The 21,317-nt window shown below is 67.3% G+C and carries 9 protein-coding genes and 1 pseudogene; 7 read left to right on the top strand and 3 right to left on the bottom strand.

The genetic code is table 11. The features are described from left to right. Positions 1–649 precede the first annotated feature (649 nt). On the top strand, positions 650–952 hold the full coding sequence (locus AC3ERT_RS22390) for a transposase (protein WP_435176473.1): 303 nt from the start codon (positions 650–652) through the stop codon (positions 950–952). Further along, positions 949–1,515, top strand: a complete 567-nt coding sequence (locus tag AC3ERT_RS22385; RefSeq protein ID WP_435176364.1) for an SMI1/KNR4 family protein — start codon at positions 949–951, stop codon at positions 1,513–1,515. The genes AC3ERT_RS22390 and AC3ERT_RS22385 overlap by 4 nt, the downstream gene beginning before the upstream one ends. Before the next feature lie 61 nt (positions 1,516–1,576). Here the strand turns inward: AC3ERT_RS22385 and AC3ERT_RS22380 are convergent, their stop codons facing one another. Together AC3ERT_RS22380 and AC3ERT_RS22375 are read right to left on the bottom strand one after the other, a co-directional pair. Further along, positions 1,577–2,044 (bottom strand): hypothetical protein, encoded by a 468-nt coding sequence (locus AC3ERT_RS22380; protein ID WP_435176362.1) that lies wholly within the window; start codon positions 2,042–2,044, stop codon positions 1,577–1,579. Between the two features lie 81 nt (positions 2,045–2,125). Further along, positions 2,126–10,129: a ricin-type beta-trefoil lectin domain protein gene (locus AC3ERT_RS22375; RefSeq protein ID WP_435176360.1), complete on the bottom strand. Its 8,004-nt coding sequence runs from the start codon at positions 10,127–10,129 to the stop codon at positions 2,126–2,128. Positions 10,130–10,381: 252 nt separating this feature from the next. On the opposite strand from AC3ERT_RS22375, the gene AC3ERT_RS22370 reads away from it, so the two are divergent. From AC3ERT_RS22370 to AC3ERT_RS22360, 3 genes are all read left to right on the top strand, one after another. Next, the gene (locus tag AC3ERT_RS22370; RefSeq protein ID WP_435176358.1) at positions 10,382–14,401 is read left to right on the top strand and encodes a LamG-like jellyroll fold domain-containing protein; all 4,020 of its coding nucleotides are present in this window, start codon (positions 10,382–10,384) and stop codon (positions 14,399–14,401) included. Between the two features lie 446 nt (positions 14,402–14,847). Further along, positions 14,848–15,249, top strand: a complete 402-nt coding sequence (locus AC3ERT_RS22365) for a hypothetical protein (protein ID WP_435176356.1) — start codon at positions 14,848–14,850, stop codon at positions 15,247–15,249. Between the two features lie 156 nt (positions 15,250–15,405). Continuing rightward, positions 15,406–16,341 (top strand): aldo/keto reductase, encoded by a 936-nt coding sequence (locus tag AC3ERT_RS22360; protein WP_435176354.1) that lies wholly within the window; start codon positions 15,406–15,408, stop codon positions 16,339–16,341. 36 nt (positions 16,342–16,377) lie between these two features. Here AC3ERT_RS22360 and AC3ERT_RS22355 read toward each other — a convergent pair whose 3' ends face one another. Continuing rightward, the gene (locus AC3ERT_RS22355; RefSeq protein WP_435176352.1) at positions 16,378–16,821 is read right to left on the bottom strand and encodes a hypothetical protein; all 444 of its coding nucleotides are present in this window, start codon (positions 16,819–16,821) and stop codon (positions 16,378–16,380) included. A 55-nt stretch (positions 16,822–16,876) separates the two neighbouring features. On the opposite strand from AC3ERT_RS22355, the gene AC3ERT_RS22350 reads away from it, so the two are divergent. Next, positions 16,877–20,269, top strand: a complete 3,393-nt coding sequence (locus AC3ERT_RS22350; RefSeq protein WP_435176350.1) for a hypothetical protein — start codon at positions 16,877–16,879, stop codon at positions 20,267–20,269. A gap of 280 nt (positions 20,270–20,549) precedes the next feature. Next, a pseudogene (locus AC3ERT_RS22345) lies at positions 20,550–21,317 on the top strand (IS5 family transposase); the annotation flags it as partial.

Below are 21,317 nucleotides of genomic sequence, written 5' to 3'. Positions count from 1 at the left end.
TCCGCCCGCACCACATCCGCACAATACCCAGCGGTATGCATCGGTCTGCCACGGTCAGCCCCGGCCCGCCCCGATCCGCCTCCCAGGACGCCGCAGGCCCATGACCAGCGGGTACGCCAGAAGGGCCCCTGTGATTCCCAAGCTCAGAGCGCGGGTTCGATTCCCGTCATCCGCTCCATGCAAAAGCCCCAGCTCACGGAGTTGGGGCTTTGTCGTTGTCCAAACCAATTACGGTGCCGCGTGCCACTGGCGTGCCATTAGGCGAGGAATTCCGGCGGGCGGACACCGAATGGCCTCGGTTGACCGCTGGGGCCCGAGGCGCTCTCGTATGCCGAGACGCATTTTCGGTGAACTGCATCACATACAATCGCGTGGAATGCACCGGTTGATCCGGATATGAACCCCGGCTCGGGCACGGAAATCCGGTCCAGCGAAGTCCTGGCACCCAGCCACGGCTGGCCCGGACTGGGAGTGCCACTGCCGTGCCATAGCGAACTGGCCCTCCGACACCCTCGGCTTGCTCCTGGCGGTCCACGTTGTGGCGGCGAACGTCCAGGACCGCGACGGTGCCAATCGCCCGCTGCTGTGGACTCGCCTCGATCACCCCGGTGTCCGAAAGATATGAGCTGACCAAGGCTTCGCCGGCCGCCTGGTCGACTGGAGCCGGCAGACCCATGGCCGGGATCTGGAGATCGTCCGAAAGGAGCCCGATCAGCGCGGCTTCCGGGTCCAATCGAAGAGGTGGGCGGTGGAGCGCACATTCTCATGGCTCACTGCTCACCGCCGACTGACCCGGGATTACGAGGCCAGCCCGGCCCGATCGGAGACCATGATCCGCTGGGCGATGACCGGCATCATGGTCCGCCGGCTCACCCGCGGCCGGCCCGCCACACGCTCGGGCTCCAGGCCATTGATCCGGATGGAGCGGAACGAAGATACGGTTCGGGCGTGACCCCCGACACCGCCGACCCGAGCGGGACCTGGAACGGTGCCTCGGTGCGCTCTCGTATCGCCGCCATGGCCCGGGACGATCCTGAACTCCGCCGCTTCGGCGCCTCTCACCACGAATACCGGCTTCATCGGCCCCTATCCGAGGCGGCAATCCGCTCTTTCGAACAACTGCACGGTGTCACCCTCCCCGCGTCCTACCGGGCCTTCTTGAAGACGGTCGCTGGCGGCGGCGCGGGACCGGACTACGGACTGCTTGGTCTGGCGGAGGAAGTAGACGATGAAGAGGCCCTGCACGACCTTCGGGCCGAGTGCCTACGAGTCGGCTTCCTGGCCACCCCGTTCCCGCACACCACGGACTGGCCTGGGCCGGGTAGGGGAGGCGGCAACGACTACTCGGTTGTGGGGACGCTGATCCTCGGCGAGATCGGGTGCGGCGCCTTCTCTCGCCTCGTCATCACGGGCAGAAACGCCGGACAAGTCTGGCTCGATGACCAGTCCTGGGGTGGCCTGACCTCAGGGCCGGACTTCCACGACTGGTACACCGCATGGCTGGCATCTCAGTAGAGCTCAAACGCGGCCTCAGAAGCCGCGACCTGAATCTCGGGTGCGCCAGCTCGCCATCATCTCATACGAGGCCCCTGTAGTAAGCAAGCCTGGAGGCATCCCACTCCACGATTTCCAGGATGTCATCGAGATATCCTCTTGTCACCGAATCGTGCTTCTTCAGGAGCTCCCTATAGACCATCCAAAGACCGTCTCTGATTTTCGCAAAGCAGCGCCAGTAGTAGCCCGAATCTACCGAGTCCCCATCCTCCTCCCCCGCTGCGAACCACAGGACCGCCCATGCAGCCTCTTCCATCTGCGCCGGATTGATGCCATCGGCAAACATTGCCATGAGGACGGAACATGCAGCGGGAGCCGACTCCATCAGAATCGACTGGACAAATACATGACCGTCCAAAGAACGCAGCGCTCCGGGATTCCCGTCGATTGCGGACTCCAACAACTGGACCAGATGCTGCGCCGATTTCCCGCACCCGCATTGCATCAACCCCCAGTCCTGTCGACCGAGTTCTTTGCGCGCGAGGCTCAATTAATTCAACTCCTCAGACGATGAACAGCGAGCATGAGGGAGAGCATGAAAAACTATCCGTTTGACATGCCACTCCGGTTCTCACCATACACCGCCCGGCTCGCCCACCACCCCCGGACCAAAGTTGTCCGGCGGGTAGTCACGTTGGCAGTTGACGCAAACAGGCTTCATTACTGGGGCGTACTCCCTCGGGTCGCTTCCCTTCACCGCCTCTGCTACATAAGCAAATCCGAAACGTATCTTCGTCCAGTCCCCGCCCAGTGCACGAGCCACATTCCCTTCCGCGCAGTAGCTCGCTGCGCAGCCCGCGACGTCTGGGCCCGATGAGGCGACCGCCAGTTCACCGGTTTCGATGTGGTAACCCGAGACGTAAGCCCTGGAGGCAAGCCGCGCGACTCGGTTCTCGACCACGGCGGCCCGAGCGAGAGCATCGCCACGATCAGCTCGCTCGTCAGGCGTCCAATCGGCGGGCGCTGCTTCCTTGTGCAGATGGGCGGGCCGAGATTTCGGGCCGACAGGCCCGCGTGTCGAAGGTCCTCGCGGACTCGGTTTTTCCGTGCCCGTGCTGGGCTTGCTCGGTTCGGCGACTGCCTTGTTCTGCTTGGGGTCGTTCTCCCAGTCGTCGGCCGGGGCCGGCGTGCCGTCACCGGAGGAGTCGTCGCGGGCCTTCTCTCCCGCGGTGGGCGCCTTCGCGGCATCGCCGTCGTGCTCGGCCTGTTTCGCGGCGCCGGCGTCCGCACCGGCATCTTCGCTGTCCCGCGCGGTGGGGTCACCGTCAGGGCCCTCACCGCAGTCGCCCATCAGCGCGCCGCACGCGGTCACAACGGTCGCCGTCGCACCGCTGACACAGGCGGGGCCTAGGACCCCGAGGGACTCCGTCACACAGGTTCCGACTCCAACAGCAGCGACCGTGACGACAGCGGCCACCCCGACGTACGGCGCCGCCTTCTCCAGGGCGTGGCCGGCATGGCACCAGAAGTGGTGGCAACCGCCACCGCTCTTCTTGCCACCGCCCGAACTGCTACCGCTGGAGGTGTCGGTGTACGAAGGTCCGCTGCTGTTGGGGTTGCCGGGAGGCGGTCCGCAGTCCACGACGCAGGTGTTCACCGAGGGGTCGTTGTACCAGTCGTCGTAACCGGTGGGGTCCGATCCGCTCGCCGGGTTGTCGGCTGCGTAGCTGTAGCCGCCCATCTGGTTGGGGTCACCCGCCTGGAAGAGCGGGTCGGCGGTCAGGAAGCGACCCTGCACGGGGTCGTAGTCACGGGCACCGAGAAGGTCCAGGCCGGTGGCGACGTCGGACGGCTGGCCAAGGAAACCTCGGTTGTCGTCCGGAGCCACCCAGGAGGACGGCTGCGCACCGCGGGGGTTGCCGTACGGATCGTAGAAACGGCGGCTGACGGCCAGAGTCGAGGCATCGATCGCTGTTGTCGCCGTGCCCTGGACATTGGCGACCTGGTACGTGACGGACCCGCTGCTCGACCGGGTGATGGTTGTCCCATCGGGGCCCGTGTAGTTGCGCAGGCCGGTCCATGTCTTGGCTGCCACATTGAGGGTGATCTGCTCGGCGCCACCGAAGAGGTACAGGACCCGGGTGTTGTCGGTCGTACCGGTCGACTCGGTCTGCTCCAGGAGGTTGCCGTCGGCGTCGTACAAGTACTTGCTGCTGGTGGCGCCGGTGCCTGAGCCCGTCGTGACGCTGGCAGTGCGGCCCTCGACGTCGTAGGTGAAGGTCTGCGTCTGGCCGGCAGAGACGGCCCCGTCGGCCGCGTTGGTCCAGGTCTGGCCGCTGGCACCGCAAGCGGCCAGGGTCAACTGGGTGGCGTTGGTGGCGCTCGCCGACGGGTCGGTGAGGCACAGGGTGGGAGCCGCCACGCTGACCAGGGTGGCGGCGCTGCTGACCTTCCACTTCTGCGTGGCATCGGCGCTGCACGTGTCGATGACGACCTTGGTTCCGGCGGTGGTCGCGTTGCCGGTGGTGTCCAGGCAGAGTCCTTGGACCCGGATCGTCCCATCCGTGCCGATGGACCACTTCTGGCCGGCCGCGGTGCCACAGGTATTGATCTGCACCTTGGCTCCGGCGGTGGTGGAGGACGATGCGTCCTCCACGCACTTCTTGCCCCCTCCGCTGATGGTGAAGGCACTCACGAGCGGGCCGGTGGACGTGATCTTGCGGGTAGTGGTATCGCCCGCGTTGACGTTGGCGTGAGCCGGGTCGGTGTAGCCGGGCGTGGATGTGCTGGTACCGCTGGTCGGATTCGCGGTGGTGGTGGCGCCCGCCTGGTCGGGCAGACTCGCGCTGGTGGTGCCGTTCGTGCCGGTGTAGCTGGTGGTTTGGGTGGAGTCGGCGGCGGCGTTGCCAGTGGGGTCGTGATCGACCATGCCCGTCCGGTCGCCGAGCAGGTCGTAGCTGTAGGTCTGCCAGTAGGGCGCCGGACCGCCGACCGTTGTGGTCTTGACGGAGGAGCTCGTGGAGGTCTGGACCGAGGTGTTGTTGCATCCCCCGACAGCGCCGACCTGCGCTGTCCCCGGGTCGGTGATGCCACCGGTGTCGGTCCACGCCGCCGTCAGCCGCTGGAACGAGTCATAGGTGAAGCACTGCGTGTCGTGGGCGGTGTTGTCCTGGAGGTCATCAGCGGCAGTGAGCTGGCCGGACTGGTCATAGCGGTAGTTGACGACGTCCAGGGCGGTGGTCGACGTCTGGAGCATGTCGGACGTCTGGGTGGTGCGACCTGTGGTGGCGTCGTATTGGGCGAAAGTGGCGAGTTCCTTGCCGGTCGCCCCGTAGTTGGTCTGCAGGACCCGGCCGAACGGGTCGTGGACGGTCGCGTCCAGGTAGGAGGGGGTGTTGGAGGCGTTGATGAAGCCACCGAAGGAGTCCAGGTCGCCTTGCTGGGTGTAGCCGAAGTCCACGTCCTCGGCCGGCAGTTTGCCGTCAGCCTGGTAGTGGACGGTGGACAGCAGCCCCACGGTGGGCGTGTACGCGTTGGTGCTGGTGTAGGTCACCGTGCCGCTCGTGGGAGCGGTAGTCTGCCCGGCAGCCGCGAAGCCGTCGGATGCAGGCACGGTGAGGGTGGAGCCGAGCGGCTGGTAGGCGGTGTTGTACCCGGTCACCGCCTCGGTGTACGCCTTGCTCGTCGTTCCCGTGGCGCCGTTGACGTAGCGGGTCGAGGAGGTGAGCTGCCCCTTGGCCTTGTCCAGGGTGTCGTACGTCCAGGACGCCTGCTCCTTGGTGGTGTCCGGCGTGGCTGACCATGGTCCGCTGTACTCGGCGGTGACCCGGTTGTCCCAGTCGTAGCCGTAGGAGGTGATCTGGCCTCGCGGATCGGTGGTCTGAAGGAGGTTGCCGGCTTGGTCGTACTTGTCGAACGTGGTGGTTCCGACGTTGGGATCCGTCTGGGCGGTCGGCCTGCCGAGAAGGTCGTAGGAGTACGACCACGTGTTGCCGGCGGTGTCCTTCACCGTGTGTACCTGGCCGGCGGGATAGTAGGTGTAGCGGGTGGTGGCGTCGGCGGCCGGCACAGCACCTGCGGTGCCCTGGTGCCACAACGTGCCGCCGGCGCTGGAGACCACGGCCGCGGTGGAGTCGTTGCGTACTTGGAACGTGGCGCCGGTGGTGGTGGCAAGGCCCGTGGTCCACTTTGTCGTACCGGCGGTGGTACGGACGACGAGGTTGCCGTCCGTACCGAACTGGGCGTAGGCGCCCGGGTTCCCACTCGTACCGCTGGACCAGATGGTCGTGCCGGTTGCCAGGGCACTGAGGACCAGGTTGCCGTCAGCCTGCATCGCTAGCCGGACGCTGTCGGAGGTCAGCGAAGTGCCCGACGGAATGGTCTGACCGCCGGTGAGGGTGACGGTGGTGCCGGTGTTCTTCACCACGCTGCTGCTGACCTGCCCGAGTGCGTCGGTGAAGGTGGCAGTGGAGCGGCCTCCGACCGGCGCAGTGGTGTCGGTCTCGTCAGCACCGGGGTAACTCGTCTTGGTGGTCCACTGCTGCACCGCCTGGTGCCACAGGGTGCTGCTGACCGCGCGTCCCTCGCCGTCGTAGCCGGTGGTGGTCTCCGAGGGGACCTCGTTCTCGTTGGCCGCGTACAGCGTGGTGTCCGGGGACGAGGTGGGGTCGGAGTAGGGGGCGAACGACGCGGTCGCCCATCCGTGGGAGTCGTAGAAGGTGTCGGAGATGATCCGCCCGGAGTTGCTGTCACCGTCAGCGGTCTCCTGCGTCTGGCGGAGTTGGAGCATCCCGTCGTAGATGTCGACCGAAGTCGCGTAGGTTCCGTCCTCGCGCAGGGTTTTTGTGGTGACGGTGGACGGTGCTCCCGGCTTGGTGATCGTGTCGCCCGGGGCGGGCACGGCGCCCGGATTGATCGCGTAGGCGAACGTCAGATCGGCGCTCTGCGTGGTCTTGTCCCGGCCCGGCAGCCAGACAGCGGTCCTTCGCCCCAGAGCGTCGTAGCTGATGTCCGTGACCCGGCCGTTGGCGTCGACGTCCTCCGTCGGCAGGCCACGCAGCGGGTCGAGGGTGGAAGTCTCCTTCCACTGCTGTGGGTTGAACGTCGCAATGCCGACGGCGTTCGTGTTGCCGCCGGAGGATGACCAGGCGGGTGTGAAGTCGGTGTGGGTGTCTGCGCCGTTGACGTCGAGGGTGTCCGTGACGCGGCCGGCCCCGTCGTAGGACATCGCGGCGTTGGTCTGCCAGTTCTCCGTACTGCCGGTGAACCCGGTGGCTGTCTGCTCGGCCGTGACCTGGCCGAGGGCAGCGCTTCCGCTCTGGTCGAGGCGGCCGAAGGTACCCAGGTTCGTCAGGCTGCCGTCGCCGTCGTAGTAGACCTTCCGGTCCGACAGCAGGCTGGCGGCGCTGACGGCTGTACCGCAGGGCCCGCTGACCACGGTGGTCCGGTCGGGATAGGACAGCGCCATCGAGTTGCCGCTCGACGGAGCCGCATAGGTGGTGGTGCTGCACTTCTCCTGAGCAGGGACCGAGACGTCGCCGTGCGAGTCGGTCGCCGAGAGGCGTCCTTGGCTGTCGTACGTCGTATCCGTCTGGGTGTGCCGCCAGGTCGTCCCGTCTGAGAGAAGCGTGTAGCCGCTGCTCCGTGCGGACTTCACGCGTCGGGCGACAAGATCGGGGAGGGTCGACAGGCCCGGCTTGGACTCCCCTGGGTTGTCTGCCTGAGTCCAGTCGGTCCAGGGCGTCTGGGCGTCGGTCTGGGTGGTGGTCGAGGTGAAAGGTCCGTTGACGGTCGAAGCGACGACGTTGCCACTCGCTGCGGAGTAGGTGTCGGTCTGCAGAGCCGCGCCGGCAAGATCATCGGAGTCGGTGACGCTCTCCACGACCGACCCGCCTACCGTGGCATTGACAGAGACCGATCGGCGCGATCCATCGGCCTTGTAGTCGCCGTCCATGCCCTGGAGGTAGGTGGTGGTGGTCTGTGTCACCGGTTCGGGGGCTGCGCCGGTTCGAACGGTCACGGTACGGAAGCCGCGGAACTCGTCCCAGGTGCGGTACTGGTCGTCGGTCTGAGCGGAGTCGTCCCGGTGCCAGGCCGGACTGCCGTACGAGTAGGTCGAGACCTGCGCCTCGGAGCCGGCCGGGATCTTCTGCGCGTCGGGACTGTACTGGGAGGCGATCGTCAGGTCCGAGGACGTCACAGTGTGCACTGTGGTCTTGTTGAACCAGTCCTCGATCGGCTTCGACGCACCGGGCACGGTCCACCAGGTGGGATAACAGGAGTGCGTGTTGGAGTCCGCCACGGCAGCCGTCAGAGTGAGGCCCTCGCAGGGGTTGAGGTTGTAGTCAACAGCGACGGACGCGCCTGTATCGGTCTGGATGGAGGAGATTCGGGGATGGTAGAGGGGCGGTGCCGACGGTGAGGCGTCGTCGACCCGGTTGTCGATCTCGGTCCCTGTGAAGGAGACCTGGTTCAGCGCGATGTTGCTGTTGCCGTTGCCGTAGGTGTCTTCACCGGTGTGCTGGATGGACTGAAGCCACATGACAGCCTGGAGCGACCCGGCGTCCTTCGGGTCCACAGTGGTGCCGGTGACCGGGTCCACGGTGCCACCGGCATCGGAGTACACCTGCCCCAGCTGGTAACTGTCGACGGCCACGAGTTTGTCGGTGGAGCTGTTTTTGACATGGACCTTGGTGGTGATGCTGTCCAACCGGGTGGTGGTGAAGAACGTCGGCGAGGAGGTGATGCACACGTCGGTGGGCACCGTGGTGGAGCCTGTGGGCAGGTGTGTGCTGTCACTGGCGTCGCAGTGCAGGTCCCACGGCACGTCGGGCCAGTGTGGGGCCGTCGAATCGTTCAGATTGCCGGCCGAGCAGTCGGTGAAGCCCGACATGGTCTGGCAGCGCTGCTTGCTGCTGAAGTCCACCTGTGCGGCGGGAGTGCGGCCGGCATGTTCGTCGGCCAGCGTGTAGCCGTAAGAGATGGCGGACAGTGAACCACCCCGGGTGTAGGACACGAGCGTGCCGTCCGAGCCGGTGGGAGCTTGACCGCCGCCCAGGTCGTAGTAATTGGTCTCGGCGGCGTAGTCATAACGCTGCACGAAACCATTCGGCGAGACGATGAAGTCGAGGTTCCACCGCCAGCCCTCTGGTTTGTCACACCGAGACGCCTTGCCCTTGGACGCCTCGTAACAGGGGTCCCCGGACTGAGGATGCAGGACGGGCAGCCCCCAGGCGGCGTCGGTGGTGTCGTCGGCAGGTGTGCCGGACTGCATCGCCCCCGCGGTGCCGGCGGCAGTCGGGGCATGGTCCGCGCCGAAGTACGCCGCGGTACCGTCCGTGGTCAGGACACGGAAGTAGGTACCGTCCTCCAGACCGTTCACCGCTCCGGAAAGCTCCTGGACGACGGTGCCGTCGTCTCCCTGCAGCTTCCACGCCTTGATCTCGTCAGGTACGGACGGGTCTACCGCGGTCGGCACCAGTGTGCCCGAGTGCGAACCGAAGGACAGGGTGGCGTTGTAGCCACCCCAGCAACTGTCCCCCGACCCCTTGAGGACCTTGTTGCCATCGCTGTCCAGAAGTGTGCCGCAGCCACGGTAGGACCTCTGGACGAATCCGGGCTGGTAGTCCCACCCGTCTCCGATCCACGACGACTGGGAATTGCGAGCCGAGGTCTCGCCGTCCTGCGACTGGGAGTCGTAATCCAGGCTGACCGTGGGAGCGTCGCCACCAACAGCGGTGGGGACGTCGACCGGATACGAGTAGGTGAACGAGCCGGTCGCCGACGTCTGCCACGTCCCCGACTGACTCGGCGCGGTCGCCGTGTAGTCGCCCTGAGAACCGGAGCTGCCCGACGTCACGGCAAGCGCCGCACCCACCGCCGCAGAAGATGAGCGAGCCGCAGCCGAACCGCTCCCGGTGAGAGGCGCGGCTGCGTCGGTCCCCAAGTCCACGGTAGCCGTCAACTGCTGGGCGCCAACGCGATTGTCGAATGCCAAAGGGGTCTGCCGCTGGCAGGCGGCGAGTTGCGGCGTCGTCAGAGCGCAGGCCGGCAGGCGAACCAACTTCAGCCGCGACCCGAACCCGCCCCCATACGCCTTCGCGAGCGCGGAGTAGTCCAGGACGACCTGCACACGCGAAACCGCCGGGTCATCGCTCCCCCGGCTGACGCCGACCAGCATGCCGTCCGCCCCCGCGCGGATCGTCTGGGAGTGCGAAGCGACCTGCACCCGGACCTGTGCAGGGGACGCCGCCGATGTGTTCGCTCCGGTGGTCGACTTCACCCACACGGGAAGGCCGTCCGCCTTCGTCGGCCCGCCTGCCTTCCGGTCCACGGACACCGTGGCGCTGCCGGCCGCCGGCCACGCGGGTGACCTCACCGCGTAAGTGCGCAGCGGACTGCGCGCCTTGACACTCGCTGGAGTCGGAGTGGTGAGCGGATGGCTACCGACCGCAGGAGTGGCAGGCAGCGCCTTCGGATTCCAGACGGTGCCGGTGAAGTGGTAAGGGCCGACGTCTTCGGCTACACCCACCTGCACCAGAAGTACCAGAGCACCGACCAACGCGGTGACAAGTGTCAGTCCTCGCGTCCAGATCGGGTGCTGTACCTGCGCATACCAACGACGCCTGCCGTTCACGCCAACCCCCCCGGGTCCAGCCACCGGTGTGGTGACCGACCGGAGGCTATTGATGATGAACAGACATTTCAATAGCCTGTGCCGGCGCCGTGAAGGAAAGGTGCAAGTGGCGTGTACGCCTCAGGGAGGACATGAGCAGTTCAGAGCCACGGACCGGGCACGGCGCATCTACGGCGGAGCGTGTAGGGCGCTCCGAAAAGTGCCGCACGTCACAGCAGGACCGTGTGCGGCAGAGGGGGGAACCGTTCCATGATGCCCAGATTCATCAGAAAACCAAGGCACCGACCCCGCAGGTCACTACGAGCCTCGGCGGTCGGCGTCCCGCTGATCCTTCTCGCCGGCGCACTGACGGCACTGCCGATCAGCTCGGCCTCCGCCGACGCACCCACCGACCAGGACCCGATGGCGGCTGCTCAGGCACAGGCCGTCTCGACCGGCCAGACGGTCCCCGTAACTGATCTGACCAGCGAAATCTCGACTGTCGACGCGAACCCCGACGGGTCCTTCACCAGCACGACGGATCTGCTTCCGGTGCGCGTGCGGAAGAACGGCTCCTGGACTCCGACGGACCCGACGTTGTCCACCAACCCGGACGGCACGCTATCGCCCGCCGCGACACCCAACTCGGTCGTCCTGTCCGGCGGCGGCACCGGCCCGGTAGCCACGCTGACCCATGCCGACGGCACCAGCATGGCTTTGACCATGCCCTTCACTCTCCCCGCCCCGACACTCGACGGTGCAACAGCGATCTACCCTGCAGTGCTTCCAGGAGTGGACCTGTCGGTTTCAGTCACCGACCAGGGCGGATTCAGTGATGTGCTGATCGTCCACAACGCTACTGCGGCGGCCAATCCACAGTTGCGAAGCCTCACACTCGCTGCGGACACCCATGGACTCACCCTCCAAGACGATGGCGGAGGCGGCATGAACGCCGTCACCGCCGAGGGCACCGTTGCCTACACCAGCCCCCGTCCGCTGATGTGGGACTCGGCGACAACGCTCCCCTCAGCGGCTCGTGCGGACAGCATCACGACTGACGACACCGGAGCCCCGGCCAGCGGCGAGTCCACATCGTCCGTCTCAGGCCCCGGCATCGATGCCCACGTCGAACAGATACCGATGAGCACCTCGGACGACGGATTGACGCTCACCCCCGACGCGTCAGTGTTGACCGATCCGGCCACCCAGTACCCACTGTTCATCGACCCTTACACGAACCCGGTCTCGGGAACGGCCGGCCACTACGACGAGGTCTACTCAAGCTCCGAGTGCAACAACGCGCCGCAGTACGACAAGCCGCAGACCGACGGCGAAGGAGTCGGCTACCAGCAGTGGGGAGGGACCTGCGGCATCGGGCTGGAACGCTCGTACTACGCCGTCAACACAGGGAACCTGCACGACAGCTTCAAGGTGAGCAGCGCGAAGCTCACCATCGCCACGACGTACGGAGCCAGTCACTCCTGTAGCCAGGATCAGCCGATAACCCTGCACACCACCAATGCCATCAGCTCCAATACGGATTGGAACAGCCGACCGGGGACTCACGACACGGCCTTCCCACCGGTGGGCACCACCGTCGCGAGCGCCGCGAACCCCAAGAGCACCTGCAGCAACCACACGGCGACCTTCACCGTCACCAGCCTGATACGGACGCTCGCCAGCAATGACGGGGACGGCTACAACGCCGCTGGGACGTTCGGCGGCCAGGCGAACACCTGGACCATCGGCCTGTATGGCAACGAGTCCGAGACGTCGGGCGATCTCGACTACCTGCGGATGTCGGAGTCGCTGACCCTCACGACGACATTCGACGTCGCACCAGGTACCCCGACCGGAATGAAGACGGTGCCTCTCCCGACCGGCGCAGGTGGGCAGTGTGTGGAGACCGGCGATGGCTGGATCGGCGCCACGACGTACTCCAATGCGGGCAGCAACATCCAATTGCACTCGACCGTCACCAGTCAGATCTCCGGTGAGAAGGTAGCCGCGCACTATCACGTGTGGGACCGCACGGTCACCGACTCGGCCGGCAACGCCCTGGACAAGTCGACCCCGGCCAGCACCTACCTGGCCTCCGGCACCGATGCTGTCGAGCCCATCGGCTTCAAGCTCCTCGACGGCCACGAGTACGGCTGGGACGTCTACGCCGAGGACAACTCTACGCAGAACCTGAAGTCACCGATCAGCGAGCACTGCTGGTTCAAAGCCGACTTCACAGCCCCTCCCACCCCGACGATCGTGACTAATCCGTCCTTCCCACCGGTCGGTTCGACAGCGGCCGACCCCGTCGTGTACGCCTCACCCAGTGCGAGCACCAACTTCACGGTGAGCGGCGCGGACGCCGCTGCCGCCGACACCACGTGCACCGACACGTGTCTGAGCAGCGGAATCGACCACTTCCTGTGGAGCCTCGACTCAGCTCCCACGGCCTCGAGCGGAACGGTCGCGGACCTTGCGACTGCCGCCAAGGGGACAGCCACGGCCAGCGTGAAGATCAATGTCCCCATCCATAACTGGGGGGTGCACACGCTGTACGTCGCCGGCGTGGACGCGGCGGGCAACATCTCTACTGCTCCGGCCAGTTACACCTACACCGTGCCCTGGGACCCGGACACGAAGATCGCGCCCGGCGACATCACAGGCGACGGAGTGCCCGACCTCCTGGCGACCACGAAAACCGGAGATCTGGACCTCATCCCCGGAGACACCGACCCCGCCCAGAGCGCGGAGGGCGCTCAGGACGGGCCCGTTTCTGGCACGCCGCCAGCTATCACCGGACCCGTGACAGTGTCCACCGCGGCGGACTCCCCGGACGGCACGGGCTGGAACAACTACCTGATTGCCCACCGGGGCAACCTGCACGGCGCGGATGTCGACGACCTCTTCGCGTACGACAAGTCCAGCCACCAGATGTACGTCGTCAAGAACGACCTCGACCCGGCATCCGACACGGCCTTTCCGCTCGTGCCGTACTCGACCCTCGGTGGCTTCGTCGGCAAGCGCTCCGACGTCGTCACCAAAGATCTCTGTCAGCCGAGCACAGTTGTTCCGGACGACAGCCGCTGCCGGACCACGGACTACAACAGCACGACGTGGAATGTCAGCCAACTCATCACACCCGGCAACGTCTACAACAACAGCAGCGGGTACCCAGCCGTGATCACGGTGGAGAACAAGGAGCTATGGCTCTACCAGTCCGATGGCGGCGATCACCTCAAGGACCCCGTCCTGCTGGGTGACGGTGACTGGAGCGGTCAGACTCTGATCGCTCCCGGTAACGTCGGAAGCAACCCGGTGCTGTGGTCGCGGGACAACGCCACGGGTGCGCTCTACAGCTACCCGCTCACGATTGATCCCGACACTGGGCTACCACCGCTGTTGCACGCCGACACGCACACCGCGCTGGGCCTGACGCTGCCCCCTGGCAGTTATCCTGCCGTTGCTTCACCCGGCGACATCAACAGCGTGGCCGGCGGACCGGACGGCCTGCCCGACCTGTACGCCGTGGACACCCATGGCCGACTCCTCGAGTATCCCTGCACCCAGGGCGGACCGTCCACGCCATGCAGCTTCGGAACCGCCCAATCTCTCGGCACGGTGACGGACACCTCGAATCATTCCTGGAGCCTCGCAGAAGGTACCGGAAGCACGGTATCTGACGCCGTAAGTGGGCTAAACGCTTCACTCACCGGCTCTTACACCTGGTACGACGACACCGCGCGCGGCCAAGTGCTGAGCCTCAACGGAACAACTGGTTACGGTGCAACCAGCAGTTCCGCGGTGGACACCTCGAAGAGCTACACGGTGTCGGCTTGGGTCGAGCTGTCCTCCCTGGCTGAAAACTCCACCTTCGTCTCCCAGTCCGATGCCTCCGGTAACGCCAACGCGATGCAGCTCTACTACTCCTCCGGCAAGCAGGTGTGGGCCTTCGACCGCCGCGACGACGACAGCACAACAGGAAATGCATTCACAGCTGTCTACAGCACTATCCACGCCTCCGCAGGAAAGTGGACCCATCTCGTCGGTGTGTATGACGCGAGCGCGAAAACCCTCAGCCTCTACGTGAACGGCTCCCTCGCGGGCGCAACGGATTACGGCGGTCAGGCCTGGAACGCGGCTGGTCCACTGCAGATCGGCCGCCGCATCAGTGAGGGCACCTACGGCGAATACGCCAACGGCCGGGTCAGCGAGATCCGCACATACCCGGCCGCGCTACCGCTCGCCGACGCCGTCAACATGGGCGTCAGCCCGGAGGTGACCGGGCTGAACTGACACACTCAAACGCCGCACGACAGGGCTTCCGCCGGGGCGAGGAAACAGCCCCGGCGGAATTTTCTCGCATTGCACCCCAGGCGGTACCCATTGCGCCGGAGTGGGTATCTTCTCCTCCTTTTACAGGGCGCATGGCGGATCAACTCCCGATCTCCCGCTACACCACTTCCGCACCACGCGCGACGGTACCGAGCAGTCCGCCACGGCCACCGATGGCGGCTGCGCACTGGACGTGCCGGTATCGCACACGCCACGAACCAGCGCGCGTGCAGAGGGAGCGCCCGTGATTCCCAAGCTCAGAGCGCGGGTTCGATTCCCGTCATCCGCTCTCGGAAAGCAGCCCCACGTCGTGGGCGTAGGGCTGCTTCTTCTGCTGGAGAAAGTGCGTTACCGGACCTCCGTGCATTCGTCAGGGAAATCCTTCAGCTCGATGGTGGTGAGGCTCAATGGACGCAGGAACGGCAGCCATTGCCGGCGCGGCCATAGGTGCGTTAGGTGGATTCGGCGGTGGCGTGCTCACCGTGTTAGGGCAGGGGCGCCACCAGGATCGGCAACACCGGGCAGGACGCGAGCGGTGGCGGGATGACGCGAGACGGCAGGCGTACTACGACTGCATGACCAGGACGAAAGAGCTTTCCGCAGCCTGGTGGAAAATGTCCGACCTGCTCTGGGAGAACGGGAGCAGCCAAGCGGAGTGGCAGGCCGGATTCACCCATGCGCACGACGCGTGGACTCGATTCAGCGCTTCCGTCGCCGCTGTGACCGTGGTGGGCCCTCGTTCCGTTGCTGAACGGGCCGATGCCCTTCGGCAAGCCATGTTCGACTGGGAAATGATCGGCTTGACCTAGTACGAGGCCGTACGACACGCGGCATCGTCCGAGCGGGCGAACCGACATGACCTCCGGGTTCGCTGGGTACGGACGGCGGGGCCGCGGCCCCTGTGCCGCCGTCGGCGCGGCCCCGGCTTGTACTGTGCAGACCTGGACACCGGAAAGGAACCCGCCGTGAAGACGTTCATCATGCCCGGCACCGACATCCTCGCTCCGAACATCGTGCTCGGCCTGATGCGTATCGCCCGCAAGTCCGACGACGAGGTCCGCGAGCTCGTCCGCACCGCACGCGACGCGGGGATCGACTTCGTCGACCACGCCGACATCTACGGGGGCGAACTGCACGCGTGTGAACGCCGCTTCGCCGACGCGATGGCGCTGAGTCCGTCACAGCGCGACGAGATCACGATCCAGACCAAGGCGGGGATCGTGACGGACGGGCCGTACTACGACTTCTCCTACGAGCACATCGTCAAGTCGGTCGAGGGCTCACTCGCGGCCCTGCGCACCGACCGCATCGACATCCTGCTCCTGCACCGCCCCGACGCGCTCGTCGAGCCCGAAGAGGTGGCCCGGGCCTTCGACGCACTCGAGTCGTCGGGCAAGGTGCGCGCCTTCGGTGTGTCGAACCACACCCCGCGCCAGATCGACCTGCTCCGCAAGTTCGTACGCCAGCCCATCGTGGCCAACCAGCTCCAGCTGTCGATCACGCACGAGCCGATCATCGCGCAAGGGGTCGCCGCGAACATGCTCGATGAGCAGCAGGCGGCGACCCTGGACGGCGGCGGGATCGTCGACTACTGCCGGCTCAACGACATCACCATCCAGGCGTGGTCCCCCTTCCAGGCCGGCTTCTTCAACGGTGTCTTCCTCGGCTCGCCGGACTATCCCGAGCTCAACGCGGTCATCGACCGGCTCGCCTCCCGGTACGACGTCCCCGCCATCGCCATCGCGACTGCCTGGATCACCCGCCACCCGGCCCAGATGCAGGTCGTGCTCGGCACCACCAACCCGGAGCGCGTCGCGGGCGCCGCCCAGGGCTCCGACCTTCGGCTCACCAGGGCCGAGTGGTACGAACTGTTCCGTGCCGGGGGCCACCGCGTTCCCTGAAGCCGAAAAAGGCGGCACGCTTGTCATGACCTGGCCCTAGAATCCGGCTGCCCCGACGACGGCCTCCGCCGATCGTGCAACAGGGCGATTCCAGGGGGGAATCATGAGGAAACCAAGTGACGCCGCCATGCCGCGGCCCGACCTCCGGGCCGTAGGGCGAACGGCCATGACCGGCCGCGGCATCAGCGCGCGCGGCGTCAGCGCGCTGGCCGCGGCCCTGGCCACCGCGACGACGCTGTGGCTCGCCCCGGTGGCCACCGCGGCCTCGGCGACCGGGACGGGCAGCGCGGCACCCGCTGCCGCGGGGAACCCCGCCACTGCCCGGACCGGAACAGACGCGGCAGCCGCTCCCACTGCGAAGCCCGTGCCCGGTTCAGCGGCCGCGAAGGCCGCCCGGTCCAGTACCACGGCGACATCGAGGGCGAGGTCCAGCGCGAAGCCCGCGGTCCACTCGTCCGGAAGCGCGACCGCGAACTCCACTGCTTCGAAACGGACATGGACCAAGGCCGACGCGACGACGGCGCACACCCGAGCGGTGCGCCAGACCGCTGCCTCCGATCTGCCCGACGCCTGTTCCGGCGCCTTGGCGCCGCACACGGTCTACTCGTGCGCCGATGCGCAGGACGGGGGTGCCTCCTACACGCTCGACCTACCGCAGCGCGATGACCTGCTCTTCGTCCAGGTGATTTCCCAGGACGCGTTCGGACCGTCCGCCGTGGTCACCGCACCCGACGGCAGCGCGCTCACCTGCGACCGTCCCGACGATCCCCAGCAGCACGTCTACGGCACCCTGCGCTGCCCGACCACGCAGGCCGGCACGTACACGCTGACCGTTCCCGGCGCCGGCTTCACCGTGGCCTGGAACGCCCTGCTGTCGGACACCTCCTGCACCGCGGTGTCCACGCAGGACACCGCGCTGGGAGCGCCCGCGGTGCTGACCGGCTCGCTGGCCGCCGGCTCCCCCGGGGACTGCTACAGCCTGCCGCTGGCGGCCGGGGACGTCCTGCGCTCCCGGGTGTCGGACTGGACCGACAACGCGTGGGTCTACGACGCGGACGGCGCGCTGGTGTGCGCCAAGGACGCGGGCGCCTTCGAGATGGAGTGCGACCTCACCGGTCCCGCGCCCTACCGGGTCCAGCTCGACCAGCGCTTCGGCGAGCAGAGCGACTACACCGCCGGCTACGCGCGCCTGTCCACTCCGGCTGGCTGCCCGACCCTGCAACCGCAGGCGTACGGCACCGTCCCGGACACGTCGTCCACCTCACGCTGCCGCCTCCTGCACGTGTCGGCTGCCGGGCCCTGGGTCTTCGGCACCGCAGCCGCCTCCGACGGCGTCACCGGCGCCCTTTACCGGGCCGACGGCACCGAGGTCTGCACCGAGGACCAGAACACGGCCTGCGCCCTGACCGCGGGGGACTACACGTGGGCCCGCGACTTCCAGGACGACGGACCCGATGCCTACGGCGTGTGGTTCCGCGCCGCGGCGAGCACCGACGGCTGCGTCGCCGGCCGCGACGACGACTTCGCCTCGGGCGCCCTGACCGGCTCCTTCGCCGGCACCGGTGAGCAACTGTGCTGGACGCTGCCGACAGCGACCGGCCAGGGCCTCTACCTCCTCGACCAGCAGGAGGGCGGCGGCGCGCAGTTGGAGGAGACGGTCTTCGACGCCGCCGGCGCCCGCCAGTGCGACGACGACGCCGTCTTCCTCGTCTGCAAGCTCAACGGCACCGCGCCCTTCCACCTCGCGCTGCTGAACACCGCGACCGGCACGGACTCCGGTGCAGGCACGGGCAGTTACGTCTACACCGTGCAGCGCACCGGCGCCACGAGCGGTTGCGCCACCTGGCCGGAGTCGGACTTCGGCAGTTCCTGGGGCGCGGAGGTCTCTCTGAGCGCCAACCACCAGATGCAGTGCCTGGCGCTCCCGGCGAGTACCCATTCCCCGGCCGAGATGTTCGACTACACCAACGCCAGCGGCCGGCTGAACGCCTCCTACCAGGTCTACGACCAAGCGGGCGAGAAGGTCTGTGCCACTGCGGGCAGTTCCCTGACCACCTGCCGCTTCACCGCCGGCACCGCCTACCAGGTGCTGCTGGTCGGTACCGGCTACGACGACACGTACGACCTGGTCCGGCGGGACATCTCCGCCACCGCGTCCTGCAAGGCGCCCGCCTCCCTCGCCGTCGGCGGCGCCGCCACCGCCTACGCGTTCGGCTCCGCCCTGGACAGCGGCTGCCTGCGGGTGTCCGCCGCCGCCGACGACAAGCTGTGGTTGTCGGCCCGCACCCCGAACCCGGAGTACGAGACGGGCGCCGACCTCTTCGTCGCGGACGACACCGGGAAGGTCGTCTGCTGGCAGCAGGGCACCGCGTGCCGCGTCACCGGCTCGACGTCCTATGTCGTCGGCGTCGTCGCCGCGGGTTACGACGGTGATCCCATCCAGACGCGGGTGGACACCTGGAAGGTCGGCACGGCGGCGGGCTGGGCGCCGCAGTGCACCGCCAACCCGCTTCCGGTGGACGGCTTCCCCGTCCGCAGCGGCACCTTCACGGACTCCGCGTCCGGCTACTGCGCGGTGATGGACCTCAAGCCCTCGCAGAGCTTCGACATCTACGGCACCGACAGTGACACCGACTACGAGCCGTCGGTGACCCTGCTCGGCACCACGGGTTTCGCGGGCACCTCGTACAACCCCGCCTACCAGTGCGTGGAGTCCGATCCGGGCTTCACGGCCTCCTGCCTGACCTCGTCGTCCGCGGTGGCCGGCCAGTACCTGCTGGTGGTCTCGGCCGGCCACACCACCAGCCCGGTCGAGTACTCCATCCAAGGCGTGTGCAAGCAGGGCTGCACCGCCCCGCCCGCTCCTGCCGACGTCACGTCGCTGAGCCCGGCCGCCGGACCGGCCGGCACGGCCACCCAGGTCGTCGTGCACGGCTCGCACCTGACCCTGGGAACACAGGTGGGGCTGGCGAGGAACGGCAGCCCGGCGTCGTACGACCCGATGAGCGCCCCGGTGTCGGTCAGTGCCGACGGCACAGCGCTGACGGTATTGCTCTATCCCGGGTCGGTCGATCCGGGCCCGTATGACGTCGTCGTCGGCCAACCCGGGTATACCGCCGGCACGAAGTCGCCCGGCTATCTGCCTGACGGCTTCACCGTCACCGCGGCGCCCGCGGCGACGCACAGCAGGCTCGTGCCGATCGCACCCACCCGCTTCCTGGACACCCGCGAAGGAACCGGAGCCCCGAAGGCCCGGGTCGCAGGCGGCGGCACCGTACGACTGACGGTCGCCGACGCGCACGGTGTCCCGGCCACAGGCGTCACAGCCGTGACCATGAACGTCACCGCGGTGCAGCCGACCGCGAACGGCCACCTCATCGTCTACCCCGACGGGCAGCCCCAGCCGTCGGTCTCCAACCTCAACTACCGGACCGGCCACACCATCGCCAACCTCGTCACCGTCCCCGTGCACAACGGCGTCGTCGACCTCTACAACAGCGGGGGAACGATCGACCTCATCGCCGACGTCACCGGCTACTTCTCCAGCGCGGGCTCCACCTTCACACCGGTCGACCCAGTACGCCTGCTGGACACCCGCAGCGGGCTCGGTGCCCGCACCGGCCAGGTCGGTCCCGGCGCGACAGTGAGCTTCCGGGTGGGCGGGGTCGGTGGTGTACCGATCGCCGACCTGACCGCGGTGACCCTCAATGTCACGGTCACAGCCCCCACCGCCGGCAGCTACCTCACCGTCTACCCGCACGGCACGTCGCTGCCTGGCGTGTCGAACCTGAACTACCCGGCGAGCACGACCATCGCCAACCAGGTGGTGGTGCCCGTGGTCGACGGCAGGGTCTCCCTGACGAACCACACAGGTGACGTCCAGGTCATCGCGGACCTCGACGGCTACTACAGCGCCGAATCGGCGTAGCCGGTCGACGGCTGCGGCGCACCGCACACAACGCCGGTTGCCCGGCCCCCGCGCGGGGGCCGGGCAACCGGCGTCCGTGCGTATGAGGTACCGGAGCTGCTCCCGGCGCCGACCAGGACGCCGCCCCGCGCAGGAGACGGATGCCCCCTGTACCCACGGCCCCGCGGGAAACGGCGCTGGTCAGCAACCAGATTGCGGCGCGCTCGCGTCAGCGGCGGGCCGCCCCGTCGGCGGCCTGGGGAGTCCTAGGCCGTTTCGTTCGGATCATCTGATCGTTGTTCTGGGTGTGCCGTTAAGCGACGCGCAGTGGGCGCGGATCGAGCCGTTGTTGCCGGACCGGACGCCCAGGCGGGGCGGGCGGTGGCGGGATCACCGTGAGGTGATCGATGCGATCGCCTGGAAGTTCCAGACCGGATCGCAGTGGGTCCATCTGCCGGAGAAGTACGGGAACTGGCGAGGGGTCTACAACCGGTTGCGGATGTGGGCAGTCGATGGCACCTGGGAGCGGGTCTTCACTGCGTTGATGGCCCAGGCCGACGCCGATGAGGACCTGACCTGGGCCGTCTCGGTCGACTCCACGATCGTGCGCGCGCATCAGCACGCCGCCGGGGCCCGCAAAAAAGGGCCCCGGCTGGCGAGCCGCACGACCATGCCATCGGACGGTCCCGCGGAGGACTGACCACCAAGGTCCACCTCGCAGCCGACGACAGGTGCAGGCCGATGGCCTTCGTCCTCACCGCCGGACAGTCCGGCGACGCACCTGCCTTCCCCGACGTGATGGCCGCCCTGCGCGTTCCCCGTCCACGAGGACGACCCCGCACCAGACCGGACGTGGTCCTGGCTGACAAGGCATACTCCTCACGCGCTATCCGCGAGCACCTGCGCCGACGCGGCATCCGTGCGGTCATCCCTGTCCCGGCTGACCAGCGCGGACACCGACTACGCCGAGGCCACCGGGGCGGCAGGCCACCCGCCTTCGACCGCGAGGCATACACGCAACGCAACACCGTCGAACGCTGTATCAACCGAATCAAGCAGTGGCGTGGTC

This window comes from Actinacidiphila sp. bgisy145 (genome assembly GCF_057708125.1).
The sequence above is the reverse complement of the archived record's forward strand: the minus strand, read 5'-3'. Positions and strand labels throughout refer to the sequence as shown.